Origin of the sequence: Chryseobacterium sp. RU33C (genome assembly GCF_900156015.1) — a bacterium.
Classification (GTDB): Bacteria; Bacteroidota; Bacteroidia; order Flavobacteriales; family Weeksellaceae; genus Chryseobacterium; species Chryseobacterium candidae.
The window spans coordinates 54,491-68,685 of sequence record NZ_FTMT01000022.1; the positions used below are offsets into that span (position 1 = coordinate 54,491).

The following is a 14,195-nucleotide window of genomic DNA, read 5'->3' on the forward strand; positions in this document are numbered from 1 at the left end:
AAGTATCCGGCGTTAAAAGGTGGATTTTTGGAACAGTTTTTGGAAGATCTGCGTAGTTAAAGGAAAAACAACAAGTTTTAACCTTAAGAATTAAAGAAAATCTAACGATTATTAAATTAAGAAAATGAAAAATATTATTTCAAAAGTTATATTAGGAAGTTTTGTTGTAGGTGCAGTAGGTATGGCCAACGCTCAAAAGATTGATGCGAAAGCTAAAAAGATATTGGATGATATTACAGCCAACTACAATTCTAAAAAGAATTCTTACTTCAAATTTTCTTTTGGAAGCGGTCTTAACGGACAGGTGACAAAAACAGAACCTGGTATTTATTATGTTGCCGGAGAGAAATACAAACTGAAGATCATGGATACGGAACAGATCTTCGATGGTAATAAAATTTACAACATCAATGCCGATGATATGGAAGTAACCATTGCCAAACCTAACGGAAGCAGCACCATGTTCTCCCCTATCAACTATCTTACGACGTATAGAAATGATTATAATGTAACCTACAACGGTAAGAAAATGATCAATGGTGTAAATGCGGACTTTATTAAACTGACTCCGGTGAAAGCAAACGGAATAAAATATGTATATCTTTTTGTAGATTCAGCAAAAAAGCAAATGGTAAAACTGGAACAGCACGGAAACAACAAAGATGTTGCTGTAATTGCCATTAAAGAATACAAAGAAAACCAGGAGCTGGATCCTAATATGTTTGTTTTTGACAAAAATAAGTTTAAAAACTACATCGTTACAGAACTTTAAAAAGCTGAAAGTGAATTCGCAACTAAGTAAATTGACTTTTAAAGTTAAAAAAATAACAAAATATAAAAAGCCACAAGTAAACTTTGTGGCTTTTTGATTAATTTTGGCGCATGTTAAAAATACTAGACCGATATATCATAAAAACCTTCTTTGGACCGTTTTTCTTTATATTCAGCGTATTGTTTTTCATTTTTATTGTAAACATTATCTGGGTACAGTTGGGGCAGTTTATGGGAAAAGGATTAAGCTACTGGCAGATCCTCAAACTTCTTTTTTACCTTGGGGTAAACGTAATCAGTATGGTTCTTCCCCTTACGATCCTTCTGGCGAGCATTATGTCATTCGGTGAATTTGGAGAACGTTACGAGCTTGCAGCCATGAAAGCAGCAGGAATTCCTTTGACCCGGGTAATGACTCCCCTTCTTGGAATTTCAACAATACTTGCAATTATGCTGTATTTTTTCTCAAGCAATATCATTCCTGATTTTCAGAAAAAGGCTAAAAACATGCTTTTCAACATTGCGCAAACTAAGCCTGCTCTTAATTTCACACCAGGACAGTTCATAGATCAGATTCCCGGCTATATGGTAAAATTTGATAAGATACATGGTGAAAGCGGAGAAAATATTGATGGCGTTTTTGTGCATAAAAAAGCCAATGCTTATGAAAACCAACAGTCTATTGTAGCTGAAAAAGGAAAGTTTGTTCCCGCAGCTAATAAAAATTTCCTAAAACTTGTATTATATAACGGATATGTATTCGAAGATGCTTTCGCAGGGAAAGGTGATAATGTAAGATTGAAACAACCTGACCAGGCTATTAAATTTGATACATTGGTATCTCACTTTGACATTAGTGAAATCATCAATAAAGCCATCGAAAAAGAGCAGATTACGGATGATTACCGTTTTGAGAGTTATCCTCAATTGAACAAAACTATTGTCAAAACCAAGAAAGACAACCAACAGTTCTTTGATAACATTGGCTCAGAGGTTCTTAATCAGGCCAATTCCGTTGTCACCTACATGGACAAGGGTAATAAGCATAAAGTAGCCCCAAACACCCAGATAAAACTGGATACTGTAAAAGGGGAAAAAAAACTGGAAATTATTTACAACTCCTATAACAGATTAGACAACCTGAAATCTACTTTAGAGTCTAAAAAGAATGAATACAGTTCTAATGTAAAGTATTTCAGCAAGGTTGTTATTTACCAACAGAGAATGGTAGCTTATTCGGTGACGTGTATCATCTTCTTCCTGATCGGAGCCAGTTTAGGATCTATCATCAGAAAAGGGGGAATGGGACTTCCTGTCATCATCGCTATTGTTATTTTCATTATCTTTTATGTAATGAATGTTGGGGTAGAAAACATGTCATGGAGCGGAAAAATGAATCCTTATCTTGCAGCATGGCTTCCCAATCTGATTCTTCTTCCTTTTGGAGTTTGGATGACCTATAAAGCACTTACAGATTCACAGCTGTTTGATGCGGAAAAATACAAAGTACTGTTCAAACCAATCACCAAAAGGTTTACGAAAAGTAAAGAACATCAGAGATATCAATAATTCTGATTTTAAAACAGAACTAAAGCTTCGGAGAAATTCCGGAGCTTTTTTATTGATTACTAATTAAAATATTTAGTGGATAACGATTTTAAATTTAAAAATTTATATTTGTGAGAATTTAAAACAAAACCATGAAGAAATTACTACTTATTGGCCTGTTCGGTCTTGCATCACTGAACGCCTCTGCTCAGGAGCAGAATGAAACCGGGACATACAACGGTGAAAAATACGGTTACATTATTGACAAATCCGGAAAGAAAACTGAAGGTGTTGTACAATTGCACGGCGGTTATTCAAGCCCGTGGCAAAATCAGTTAAAAGTAAAGTTTGCAGCCATTGCTGATATTGATAAAGTAAAGAACAGAATAAAATTTAAAACGTACGACACAGACGATATCAAAGAATATATGCTGTATGAAGGTGACACTCCGAGAGTTTTCAAATCGGTAAAATACTCAAACATGAGAGAGGCTTTAAATAGCTCAGAAAGTTCAACAGGATTATCGGCAGGCTTTAAGGCAATCAATAACCTTTCAAGAACGGAGCAGTTTGCAGAAGTAGTAACGGAGGGCAAAATTACAGTTTATAAGCTTTATGGCTATCCTACCGCTCTTTCTGCAAACAGCACACAGGCCATTACGCAGAGTGAAACAGACCGGTTAAAAGAGAATCCCAATTATATCTTTTCGAAGAAAGGAGGAAAAGCTGAAGAATTAACTCCCGCAAAAGCCAAAATCATACTGGCAGACTGCCCTTACGTAAAAGCAAAAATAGCAAAGGGTGAATATGGTTCCCTGAAAAATGAGGAGAAAAAAAGAACAGGTCTTGGAAAATTCATCCGGGATGAAATCAGCAATTCAACAGTGGATAAACTTTCAATCATCAATGAAGTGATCTACGATTATAATGAAAACTGCAAATAAAACAATATAAGGCTTTCTGTTGGAAGCCTTTTTTTATGTCATTAAATTTTTTATATTCTTATACACCACCAAACACTTAATTCTATGAAAATTCTAATTCTGACAGCCGGCCTGCTTCTTTTTGTTTCCTGTAAAAATGAAAAAGATAAAACCATTCCCAAAGAATCCGCTTTCATAGATAATTCTGTTGTAAAAAAGGATTCTGTAAAAGCAGACATAACAGAAAACCCCATTGATCAGATCAAAAAAGAATATGCTGTGCTTCAGGCTCAGCTGGAAGCTGAGAAGCTAAGTTCTTCAAAATTCAGTTATGACTGTAATGATGAACCTTCAGGAGAAGTTATTTTTCATTCTGACAAGGAAGGGATTAAAGTAATAGAGCATTTTTATGCAGAACACAGTCATTTTTCGGCATCTGAAAAGTATTTTATCAAAGAGGGAAAGCCTTTCTTTATTTTCAGACAGGAAACCGTATGGAATTTTGATGGCGGCACTCCCGAAAAACCGGTTACCAAAGATGAAATTACAGAAACCCGTATGTATCTTCAAAATAATCAGCTACTCAAATGTCTTGAAAAGAAATACAGTATAAAATCCCATCAGAAAGAAAAAACAGCTCCGGATACAATTCCTGGTAAAAAAATTATGTGTAACATGGAGGAAATCGTTAAGAGCTACCAATCTCTATTAAAACATAAAGACCAGAAAGGCTCCATACAATGTTTGTAAAAACAAAAGAGATTGCCCAAAAGTCAATCTCTTTTTTATATTTTGGGAGAGCCTGTATTTTAAAACTGATAAACAAAAGCATTAATATTCATTCCTGCGCCTACGGATGCAAATAAGACTACATCATTTTTTTTGATTTTATGATGTTCCAGTTCATCCTTTAAAATCATCGTCAGCAAAGAAGGAATAGTTGCAACGCTGCTGTTTCCTAATTTATGAATAACCATAGGCATAATATTTTCCGGAACTGGCTTTCCATACAATTGATAAAACCTGCTAACGATGGCTTCATCCATTTTTTCGTTTGCCTGATGAATGATAATTTTATCTAACTGATCAATGGAATACCCACTGTTGTCAAGACATTTTTTCATCGCATCCGGAACATTGATGAGGGCAAATTCATATATTTTTCTGCCATCCATCTTGATGTATCGGGTATCCGGACAGCTTTCGTTGTTGTAAGACTTTCCAAAATACAAATAGTCTTTTTCTTCAAGTGTATAAGAAGCTGATAAATGAGACCTGATCCCGGAATCATCATTTTCATTCACTTCCAGAACAGCCGCTCCTGCTCCATCTGCATAGATCATACTGTCTCTGTCGTGGATGTCCACTACACGGGAAAGTGTTTCTGCCCCAATAACCAGGCATCGTTTGGCTATACCAGACTTGATCAATGCATGAGCCTGTATGACTCCTTCAATCCATCCCGGGCATCCAAAAAGAACATCATAGGCTACGCAGAAATTATTTCTGATTCCCAATAAATGTTTCACCCTTGCAGCAAGACTGGGCACGGTATCAGACTGAACCGTTCCAAAACGAACATCCCCAAAATTATGGGCAAATATAATATAATCTAATGTTTCAGGATCGATTCCTGCATTTTCTATGGCTGAACGCGCTGCAATAAGTCCCAGATCTGAAGTAACCTGTGTACTGTGCGCATATCTTCTTTCTTCAATACCTGTAATCTTCTTTAGCTTGTCCGTAATGGAAGCATTATTCTCTTTTAATAAAATCCCTTCTTCATTAAGAAAAACATGTTTATCAAAAAATAAATTGGTTATTGTTTCTGATGGGATATAATTTCCTACCCCGATTATTTTTGTCATCATTTTAGTATTTGGCTCCTGTTTTTTAATTAGACCTCAGGAATGATTTATTAAATATAATGAATGAACGTAAATACTTCTCAATATAGTATAGAACAAGAATGCATTGCATTATAAAAAATTAAATGTGATAGCAGAAAAATAATAAAAAAAGAGGTGTCCCATCGGAAACCTCTTCTTTATTTTCAACAGCTTTAGAATTATACTTTCATAATTTCAGCCTCTTTTGTCTTAAGATGCTCATCACAAAGCTTAACGTATTTATCAGTATAAGTCTGGATTTCTTCTTCCACTCCTTTTACTACATCTTCAGAAACTCCTTCCAGCTTTTTAAGTTCTTTTAAACCATCCTGTCTTGCGTTTCTTACCGTCACTTTAGTGTTCTCAGTTTCTGCTTTAGCCTGCTTTGCAAGTTCCTTTCTTCTTTCCTCAGTTAAAGGCGGAACATTCAGGATAATGTTTTCTCCGTTGTTAGAAGGGGCAAAACCTAAGTTTGAGTTGATGATTGCTTTTTCAATCGCGTTGATTGCTGTTCTGTCCCAAGGTTGAATAGAGATTGTCATTGCATCCGGAACAGAAACATTCGCAACCTGGTTGATAGGAGTCATTGCTCCGTAATATTCTACCATTACATCCTGAACCATTGATGTAGAAGCACGTCCTGCTCTAATTCTTTGAAATGCGTGATCCAGGTGCTTTACCGCTGCATCCATGTCTTGTTTTACAGATTCTAATATAAGATCTAATTCTTCCATTATTATATTAAAGTTTGATAAATTACACATCTATTAATCCATCTGAATATCAGTTAATTAAAACTAAAAAAACGCTGTAAACATCAGTGTTTTCTTATTGTTTTAAATTATTTTTTTACTATTCAGTGCTGCAAAAATAGTGATTATTTCCATATTTTGGTAAGACTGCATTCTGTATTTTAAGAAAACTATAATATTTTAAAATGTGATTACTTTAACATATACATTTTGTGTGTTTAATGTTTTGGAAATAGTTGACGATTAGATTAATTAGTTTATTCTATAAATCCTTTTACAATAATAAAAGTTCGCTGTTTAGATCAGGCTTATTAAAATAAAACAAAACACCTGTCACAGTACTGCAACAGGTGTTTTTATATTTTTTAGTAGTTAAATTAATTATAAATCAACCAAAGTCCCTACATTTTCTCCGTCTACGATTTTTTCTAAATTTCCATCTTTATTCATATCGAATACAATGATTGGCAATTTGTTTTCGTGGCTCAAAGTAAAGGCTGTCATATCCATTACTTTAAGGTTTTTCTCAAATACTTCATCAAAAGATAATGAATTGTATTTTACAGCATCTGCATTCTTTTCAGGATCACTGTCGTAGATTCCGTCTACTCTTGTTCCTTTCAAGATCACATCAGCACCGATTTCGATGGCTCTTAAGGTAGCCGCTGTATCAGTAGTAAAATAAGGGTTTCCTGTTCCCGCACCGAAGATCACTACTCTTCCTTTTTCAAGGTGTCTTACCGCTCTTCTTTTGATGAAAGGTTCAGCTACTTTATCCATTTCGATAGCAGACTGAAGCCTTGTTTTGATTCCTGCATCTTCCAATGCTCCCTGTAAAGCCATTCCATTGATTACAGTGGCCAGCATTCCCATATAATCTCCCTGCACTCTGTCCATTCCTTTGGCAGCTCCTGCTACACCACGGAAAATGTTTCCTCCTCCAATTACAATCGCAACTTCACAGCCTTTTTCAACTACTTTTTTGATCTCAGCTGCATATTCCTGCAGTCTTTCATTGTCAATACCGTATTGTCTGTTTCCCATTAAGGCCTCACCGCTTAGTTTCAGAAGGATTCTTTTATATTTCATCTTTTATTTTTAATAACTTTTTATTAGTATGGGTTTCCCCTGAATTTGATTTTGCAAATATAATCATTAAAGATATTGATGAAAGAAAAATATTTAAATAGAAATAATGTCAGAAATATTTTGAAAAGTACGAAAAAGGATTATTTTTGCATTAATTATAAATTGAGTTGAAGAAAATTATCATTTTTTCATTATTTCTATCAGGAATTGTTTCTTATGCACAAACAGGAACAAATGTTTATCCGTTCTTAAATGTACCTGTATCTGCAAGACAGGCTGCTTTGGGCGGAGATGCAATTTCAGTAAGAGATTATGATGTTTCCTTTGCTATTGCAAACCCTGCCCTGTTAAATAAAGATTCTGACAAACAGCTTTCTGTAAACGCAACGGCTTATCTTGCCGACTCGAAATACGGAACTATTGCTTATGCCAAAGACTTTGAAAATGGCCACATGGCTACCATCAATGCAAGGTATATGAGCTACGGAAGTATTCCAAGGACGGATGAAAGCGGTTTTGAAAACGGAGAATTCAAAGCTTCAGATGTCGCTATTGGTGCGGGCTATGCTTACCAGTTTGAAGAAGACTGGACGATTGGTGGAGGACTTAATTTTATTACCTCAAAAATCGACAACTATACTTCTTCCGCGATCTCAGGAACAGCGGGAATTACCTATCATAATAAAAAAAGTAAAGAAGTAGTTTCATTGGTCATGAGAAACTTTGGGTTTCAGCTGAAATCTTTTAACGGAACAAGAGAAAATCTTCCTTTCAGAATAGATCTGGGCTATACCAAGACCATCAAGAACTTCCCTCTTGCCATCACCATTACCGCACATGATCTTCAGAAGTTTGATATTTCTTCAGAAGAGAATCTGGATGGGCAGAAAGTGGGTACCGGCAGAAAAATCGCAGATCACTTTTCGTTGGGGGCAGAATTGTTTCCGGAAAAGAATTTCAATATCAGGCTGGGCTATAATGTAAAAAGAGGAAATGAGCTGGCAGTTGCGGACCAAAGAAACTTCTCAGGACTTTCTGCAGGATTTGGAGTTAAAGTTTCCAGATTCCGTATTGATTATGCCCACGTGAGATACCACAACTCTTCGAACGTCAACCAGATAGGAATTTCTATGGACCTTTCCAGCCATAGAGGGGAATAATCTTCCTGACCGGAAATTTCTTAATTATTCCGAAAATTTCCTACTTATTCTTGATTTTCTAAAAAAAATCTTGAAATTTGCAGTATGAAAAAACCTGTAATTGCTATCGATGGGTACTCGTCTACCGGAAAAAGTTCTATCTCAAAAATCATTGCTGATCAGCTGGGACTTATTCATATGGATACAGGAGCGCTTTACAGAGGAGTTACCTGGTATGCTTTGCAGCATTGTCTGAATGAAAACGGTGAGATTGATCTGAATACGCTGTTCTCTTCTTTTAATCAGATCAGACTTGAATTTAAAAACAACGAAGGAACACTTATTTTATTCCTTAATGGCGCCGATATCTCTAAAGAAATCCGTACCAATACAGTATCGGACAATGTAAGCCTTGTTGCCAAACAGAAAGAAGTAAGAGACTTCCTGCTGCAGTCGCAGCGCAGTTTGGCAGAAAAAGGAGGCGTTATTATGGACGGACGTGACATTGGGACAGTAGTTCTGTCAAATGCGGACTATAAATTCTTCCTTACTGCCAGTATTGACGAAAGAACCAACAGAAGATTTCTGGAACTGAAAAGTCTGGGAATACAAGCAGATAAAGAACAGGTAAAACAAAATCTTATAGAACGTGACAAGATCGACAGCGAACGTGAAATAGCCCCATTGAAGCAGGCTGAAGATGCAATCGTTATTGATAATTCTGAACTAACAAAAGAGGAAACCATACAGCTTATTTTATCTCACATCAAAAAGATTTAACAATTTTTAATAGGCTTCAGGCCTCCTTTGGTATACAAATTGTAAGTTTTATTACTGTAAAAAACTAATCTATTATTAATTATTAAAAAACTTAAAATGTCTAGAAAAGGAAATAATACAGCAGGTATATTGGCAGGACTTCTTGCAGGTGCTGCAGCAGGTGTAATCTTAGGAATGTTATACGCACCGGAAGAAGGTAAAGAAACCAGAAAAAAAATTAAAACTAAAGCAAACGATCTTAAAGATCAGGCTAAAAATAAATACGGAGAGGTTTCAGAAAAAGTAAAAGACCAATATGGTAATATTTCTTCTACTTTCAAAGAAACGGCAAGCAGCGTAGCACATACTGTGAAAGACGGATATGATAAATACAAAGATCAGATTGTTTCTAAAACTGCAGATTTGGCAAAAGATGTAGAAGCGGAACTGAATGATCTGAAAAAATAAGTAATTTATCTTTTTTAAGTAAATTACAGAAAGGAACTTTTGTGTGAAAGTTCCTTTTTTTGTAACTTTAAAAAAAAACAATGATAGAAACTATTAAAGAATACGCCTCCAAGAGAATAGATCTTCTGAAAATTGAAGCGACTGAAAAGTCTTCACTTTCTGCCGGGCTCATTACTTACTTTGTAGTACTGCTTGTTGCTTTTGCTTTTTTTATTATCCTTTTCAATTTTGGAATTGCTTTCCTTATCGGAAAAGCACTGGATAATTACTCATATGGATTCTTAATTGTTGCTGCATTTTATGCGCTGATAATGGCCTTTGTTGTAGCCTTCAAGAATAAAATTGTCAATACCGTTGCTGATCAGGTCATTAAATTTTTAAATCATTAAACTATGGGCATAAAATACGAGAGCATAGAAGAATTAAGAAGAAAGAAAAAACTGCTTCAGAATGAAATAAGTGATCTGGAAAATCTTCTGACCTTCAAAAATACAAAAGAAAGCCTAAGTGCATTTACCAATGGTTTGAGTGATCAGTATCTTCAGGAAAAGATTGATGAAGACGGTGATGAAAAAGTAGTTTTAAGAAAAGATGTCATTGCCAAACAGCTTACTTCCGAGGTGAAAGATCTCCTGATCAGCAAAAATACCGCCGTAGGAATTGCAAGTTCCGCATTCAAGGGAGGAAATATTACAGACAGCCTTGTTAAACTGGGTGTTACTGCCATCGTAGGAAACTACGCCAAAAAGAATATGAAAAGTTCCAACTGGAAGAAAAAACTGATTGGTGCCGCATTGATTTATCTTGCTCCTATAGCGCTGAAATATGTCAGAAAAAAGATGGAGGTATATCAGAAAAACAAAAGTGTTTCAAGTTTGGAACAATTGATATAAAATCAGATATTGGAAACCAGATGCTGGATTATATTCAGTAATATTTTACAATAATTTCTAACCTCTGGTTTCTGATTTTCTATTTTGAGAATAACTGCCCTAAAATAATCCCGGCCGCCATTGATACATTCAGGCTTTCTGTAGACTGGGATTTTCCAAAGCGCGGAATACTGATACTTTTTTGTAAAAGCTTTTCTGTTTCCGGTCTCATTCCGTTTCCTTCATTTCCTAAAATCAGATTTAGCTTTTCAGGTTTCTGAAAAGTATAGATATTTTCTCCTTCCATATCGGTTCCGATATTTACATTCTCTGTTGTAGAAAGATATTCCACCAGATCAGTATAAACAATATTGACTCTGGTAAAAGATCCCATCGTTGCCTGAATCACTTTCGGATTGTACACATCTACAGTATCTTCACTACAGATGATCTGTTCAATACCAAACCAGTCTGCCAGTCGTATAATAGTACCTAGATTTCCCGGATCCTGTATCCCATCCAAAACCAATTGTATATTCTTATCTTCCCATTTTTCCTCCCCGGCAAGATAACATACTGCAACAGAATCTTTCGGAGTTTTAAGAAAACTTATTTTTTTTAATTCATTTTCAGAGATATGGGTAACAGGGATATCAGTACGGTCCAATTTTTGTGGATCGGTTGACAATATTTCTTTAACTTTAAAGTTAGAATTAGAAAGTTCACAAATGATTTTATTACCTTCAACCAAAAACAAATTGTATTTTTGTCTGAACTTCTTTTTATCTAAAGATTGTAAAACTTTTATTGTATGAGCTGTAAGCATTATAAGAATTCTCCTCAAAAATATTATAAAATTATCTCATTTGCAACATTTGTTGGTCTCCTTTATGCTTGTAGTACAACAAAAAAAGTTCCTGATGGCGAATATCTGCTCACCAAAAACAGTTTAGAGTTCGAGGATAAGAGAGAATTTTTCGACGAAGAGCTGAAAGATTACATCCAGCAGAAACCTAATAAAAAGCAGTTTCTTTTCATGCCATTGAGTTTACTGCTCTACAATATGGCAGATCCGAAGTACGATACCATACTTAATGAATACATGACCTATCCCGGTGAGATGAGAAATCAGAAACTGAGAGACTCTTTATTCCTTAAATATAATATGAAAAGCAGCGTCGGAAAAAGTCTGCTTTTTGACCGTTTATTGCACAATTGGGGAACACCACCGGTAATTCTTGATCAGACAAGAAGCGAAAAGAGTGCTGAGTCTATCAAAAAAAGACTTACCTACAGAGGATATTGGGATGCTGATGTAAATTTTAAACACACATTGGATTCAGCTTCAAAAAAAGCATCTGTTAATTATTCTATCAAGCATAACGATCCTACCCGCATTAAAGATTATTATTATAATATTCCGGACCAGGGCATCAAAGGGTATTACAACTATAATCTTAACAGAAGTCTTGTGAGATCAGGACAGATTCTTGACCAAACCGTTCTTGAAAGAGAGGTTACCAGAATTACGGATCTGATGAGGGAGTTTGGTTTCTACAGGTTCAATGCTTCCAATGATGAAGTTTATTTCGTTGCGGATTCTCTTAAAAGCAGAAAACAGATTCCTTTAACCCTGGAAATTCATAAAGATTCTCTGGATACTCCCTATAAAATAGCTACTTTTGGGAATATTGACGTTGCCATTGTAGATGAACCCGGTGACTATCCTAAAAATACCATGAAAGACAGCTTAAGGAGAATAAGATTTCATACGATGAATGATAAATACAAACCTTCATCTGTATGGAGAGCGATTATTCCGGACAGTAAAAAGGTTTTTGACCAAACGAAGCTGGATGTAACCAAGAGAAACATTTTATCGATGAATAACTTTAGCATCGTTAAAGCAAGAGACTCTCTGAGACAAGGCGGAATGGCCTCTCCTAACGACAGTATTGTAGATGTTTTGTATGTACTGAAACCACTTCCGAAGTATGAACTTAAAGTGGGAACAGATATCAATTATTCTCAGGTTTTAAATCTGGGAATCTCCCCTTCTGTGGACCTTACCACCCGAAATGTTTTCAGAGGAGCAGAAAACCTTTCTACCAGTCTTTCAGGGACATTTGGTTCTATCAGAAGTACAAAAGATATCAGTAAAAGAGTTGCAGCCTACGAAATATCAGCTCAGGCATCCCTGAATTTCCCAAGGCTTTTATTGCCTTTTAATTATTATAAATTCATTCCTAAACGATATACCCCTACATCATCTATTTTGCTGGGGGCATCAATACAGAACAACATCGGTTTGGGTAGGTTAATTTTTAATACGGGATTAAACTATCAGGCAAGTGTGAATGATCAGGTTTATCATAAGCTTACATTATTCAATACTCAGGTCAGTCTGACGAAAAATAAAGATGCCTACTATGACTACTTTGTGAATGACGGAAGGGTAAAAGATGAGGTATTCGGGAATTATTTTATGTTTAACCCAGAAACTGCGCAAACCGGACAAGATTACAAAGATGGAAAACTTAGTGTGGATGAGGTTTCCAAAAAGATTATTGAGAATGATGCTTACCGTGGAAGTCTCAATCAGCAGGGAAGAGATCTTTTAACGGCATTTACCGGAACACTGGTTAACAAAGACAGACAAACTCAGGATGTCCTTATTTCTTCCATGATCTACAATTTTGTTTATAGCGAAATTGGAAAAAAAGAATATCCAAATGCTTTTTATTTTAATGGAAAAGTAGAACTTGCGGGTAATATCTTAAGCTTATTTAATAAAAAAGATAATGGCGGAGGTATTGTTACCGGTCCACAAGGAACTATTTTTGGGCTGCCATACGCACAGTTTGTAAAATTTGATATTGATACAAGAAAATATTTCAAATTTAATGGTAACCAGACATTGGTACTGCGCCAGTTTATCGGAGTTGGAATTCCGTATGGAAATTCTGAAGATATGCCTATTATCAAATCTTACTTCAATGGAGGTTCTAACGATATCAGAGCATGGGTAGCTTTTGGAGGATTAGGTCCTGCTGATTCTCAGGTGGATGAGAGAGTTCGTACTTATATGACTGATAATTTAAAGCTTACTACCAATATTGAATATAGAATTCCTTTCAATAAAACCTATGAAGGAGCTTTATTTACGGATATCGGAAATACGTGGAGTCTTCGTAACTATAACGACGGATATGGAGATGAATTTAAATTCGGTAAGTTCTGGAAACAAGTAGGTATCGGAAGTGGATTCGGATTAAGATTAAATATTGCCTACGTAACAGCGAGAATTGACCTTGCGTATAAGATCTATGACCCAAATAAACCTGAAGGCGACCGATGGAGATTCAAATTCATCCAGCCTTTCAAGCCAACAGTTAATATCGCGTTCGGGTATCCTTTCTAATCCGGAGAAACGCCTAGAATAAAATATACTACAGCAATCACACGGGCGAGGATTTCCCTCGTCTGGTTTCTGTAGAAACTTTCAGGTCTTGTGACATCCTGCGCATCAAATCCCAAAGCATTCATATCATTATTTCTTGCAAAAAACAATGCTCTCAGGTTGTGATATCCCTGAGATACGATAATGACATTTTTCTTCTTATAAACATCCTTACAGCGGAGAATACTTTTATAGGTGTTAAAGCCCTTCGGATCTTCCACAATAATATCTTCAGGCACTCCTTCCTGATTGATCAGATAGTTTTTCATTGCACCCGGTTCATTATACCCCTTACTCTTCTCCCCGCTCACTATAATTTTCCTGATTTTTCCATGATGGTAAAGAAGTGCTGCAGCATCCATCCTTTTGGTGAAATAAGGATTGGATTTTCCGGATCTCATTTTCGGAGATGTTCCCAGAACCAATGCAATTTCCCTTGGCGGAATTTTTGAAATTTTGGTATACGTTCTCCCGTTGGTAAGCCCGAAAACCCACACATTACAGAAGCATATCATCAGAATTCCC

General features: G+C 35.8%; 15 protein-coding genes. 10 read left to right on the top strand and 5 right to left on the bottom strand.

Annotated elements, in window-relative coordinates; all coding sequences use genetic code 11:
• The first annotated feature begins 124 nt into the window (after nt 1-124).
• The 4 genes from BW946_RS17265 to BW946_RS17280 all read left to right on the top strand — a co-directional run bounded on the left by BW946_RS17265 (nt 125) and on the right by BW946_RS17280 (nt 3,992).
• A complete protein-coding gene (locus BW946_RS17265; RefSeq protein ID WP_076597348.1) occupies nt 125-772 on the top strand; it encodes an outer membrane lipoprotein periplasmic chaperone LolA1 in 648 nt (215 codons plus the stop codon).
• A gap of 110 nt (nt 773-882) precedes the next feature.
• Nucleotides 883-2,340, top strand: a complete 1,458-nt coding sequence (locus BW946_RS17270) for an LptF/LptG family permease (RefSeq protein ID WP_076597349.1) — start codon at nt 883-885, stop codon at nt 2,338-2,340.
• Nucleotides 2,341-2,471: 131 nt separating this feature from the next.
• Nucleotides 2,472-3,263, top strand: a complete 792-nt coding sequence (locus BW946_RS17275) for a hypothetical protein (RefSeq protein ID WP_076597350.1) — start codon at nt 2,472-2,474, stop codon at nt 3,261-3,263.
• 84 nt (nt 3,264-3,347) lie between these two features.
• Nucleotides 3,348-3,992 (top strand): hypothetical protein, encoded by a 645-nt coding sequence (locus BW946_RS17280; RefSeq protein WP_076597351.1) that lies wholly within the window; start codon nt 3,348-3,350, stop codon nt 3,990-3,992.
• Between the two features lie 59 nt (nt 3,993-4,051).
• Here the strand turns inward: BW946_RS17280 and BW946_RS17285 are convergent, their stop codons facing one another.
• The 3 genes from BW946_RS17285 to pyrH all read right to left on the bottom strand — a co-directional run bounded on the left by BW946_RS17285 (nt 4,052) and on the right by pyrH (nt 6,972).
• Nucleotides 4,052-5,113, bottom strand: a complete 1,062-nt coding sequence (locus tag BW946_RS17285) for a 3-oxoacyl-ACP synthase III family protein (protein ID WP_076597352.1) — start codon at nt 5,111-5,113, stop codon at nt 4,052-4,054.
• Between the two features lie 197 nt (nt 5,114-5,310).
• On the bottom strand, nt 5,311-5,865 hold the full coding sequence (gene frr, locus BW946_RS17290; RefSeq protein ID WP_076597353.1) for a ribosome recycling factor: 555 nt from the start codon (nt 5,863-5,865) through the stop codon (nt 5,311-5,313).
• 399 nt (nt 5,866-6,264) lie between these two features.
• The gene (gene pyrH, locus BW946_RS17295) at nt 6,265-6,972 is read right to left on the bottom strand and encodes a UMP kinase (RefSeq protein ID WP_076355472.1); all 708 of its coding nucleotides are present in this window, start codon (nt 6,970-6,972) and stop codon (nt 6,265-6,267) included.
• 167 nt (nt 6,973-7,139) lie between these two features.
• Between pyrH and porQ the strand changes: the two genes are divergently transcribed.
• From porQ to BW946_RS17320, 5 genes are all read left to right on the top strand, one after another.
• Nucleotides 7,140-8,132: a type IX secretion system protein PorQ gene (gene porQ, locus BW946_RS17300; RefSeq protein WP_076597354.1), complete on the top strand. Its 993-nt coding sequence runs from the start codon at nt 7,140-7,142 to the stop codon at nt 8,130-8,132.
• Nucleotides 8,133-8,216: 84 nt separating this feature from the next.
• The gene (gene cmk / locus BW946_RS17305) at nt 8,217-8,891 is read left to right on the top strand and encodes a (d)CMP kinase (protein ID WP_076597355.1); all 675 of its coding nucleotides are present in this window, start codon (nt 8,217-8,219) and stop codon (nt 8,889-8,891) included.
• Between the two features lie 96 nt (nt 8,892-8,987).
• Complete coding sequence (locus BW946_RS17310) at nt 8,988-9,338, top strand: YtxH domain-containing protein (protein ID WP_034694334.1); 351 nt, start codon at nt 8,988-8,990, stop codon at nt 9,336-9,338.
• Nucleotides 9,339-9,418: 80 nt separating this feature from the next.
• On the top strand, nt 9,419-9,727 hold the full coding sequence (locus BW946_RS17315; protein WP_076597356.1) for a phage holin family protein: 309 nt from the start codon (nt 9,419-9,421) through the stop codon (nt 9,725-9,727).
• 3 nt (nt 9,728-9,730) lie between these two features.
• The gene (locus BW946_RS17320) at nt 9,731-10,231 is read left to right on the top strand and encodes a phosphoribosyl-ATP pyrophosphatase (RefSeq protein WP_076597357.1); all 501 of its coding nucleotides are present in this window, start codon (nt 9,731-9,733) and stop codon (nt 10,229-10,231) included.
• A 79-nt stretch (nt 10,232-10,310) separates the two neighbouring features.
• On the opposite strand, the gene BW946_RS17325 is transcribed toward BW946_RS17320, so the two are convergent.
• A complete protein-coding gene (locus BW946_RS17325; RefSeq protein ID WP_076597358.1) occupies nt 10,311-11,036 on the bottom strand; it encodes a TrmH family RNA methyltransferase in 726 nt (241 codons plus the stop codon).
• Between BW946_RS17325 and BW946_RS17330 the strand changes: the two genes are divergently transcribed.
• Nucleotides 11,022-13,631, top strand: a complete 2,610-nt coding sequence (locus BW946_RS17330; protein WP_076597359.1) for a translocation and assembly module lipoprotein TamL — start codon at nt 11,022-11,024, stop codon at nt 13,629-13,631. The two genes, BW946_RS17325 and BW946_RS17330, sit on opposite strands and share 15 nt — an antisense overlap.
• Here BW946_RS17330 and BW946_RS17335 read toward each other — a convergent pair.
• On the bottom strand, nt 13,628-14,185 hold the full coding sequence (locus tag BW946_RS17335; protein ID WP_410493465.1) for a SanA/YdcF family protein: 558 nt from the start codon (nt 14,183-14,185) through the stop codon (nt 13,628-13,630). The genes BW946_RS17330 and BW946_RS17335 overlap by 4 nt on opposite strands.
• Nucleotides 14,186-14,195: the final 10 nt, after the last annotated feature.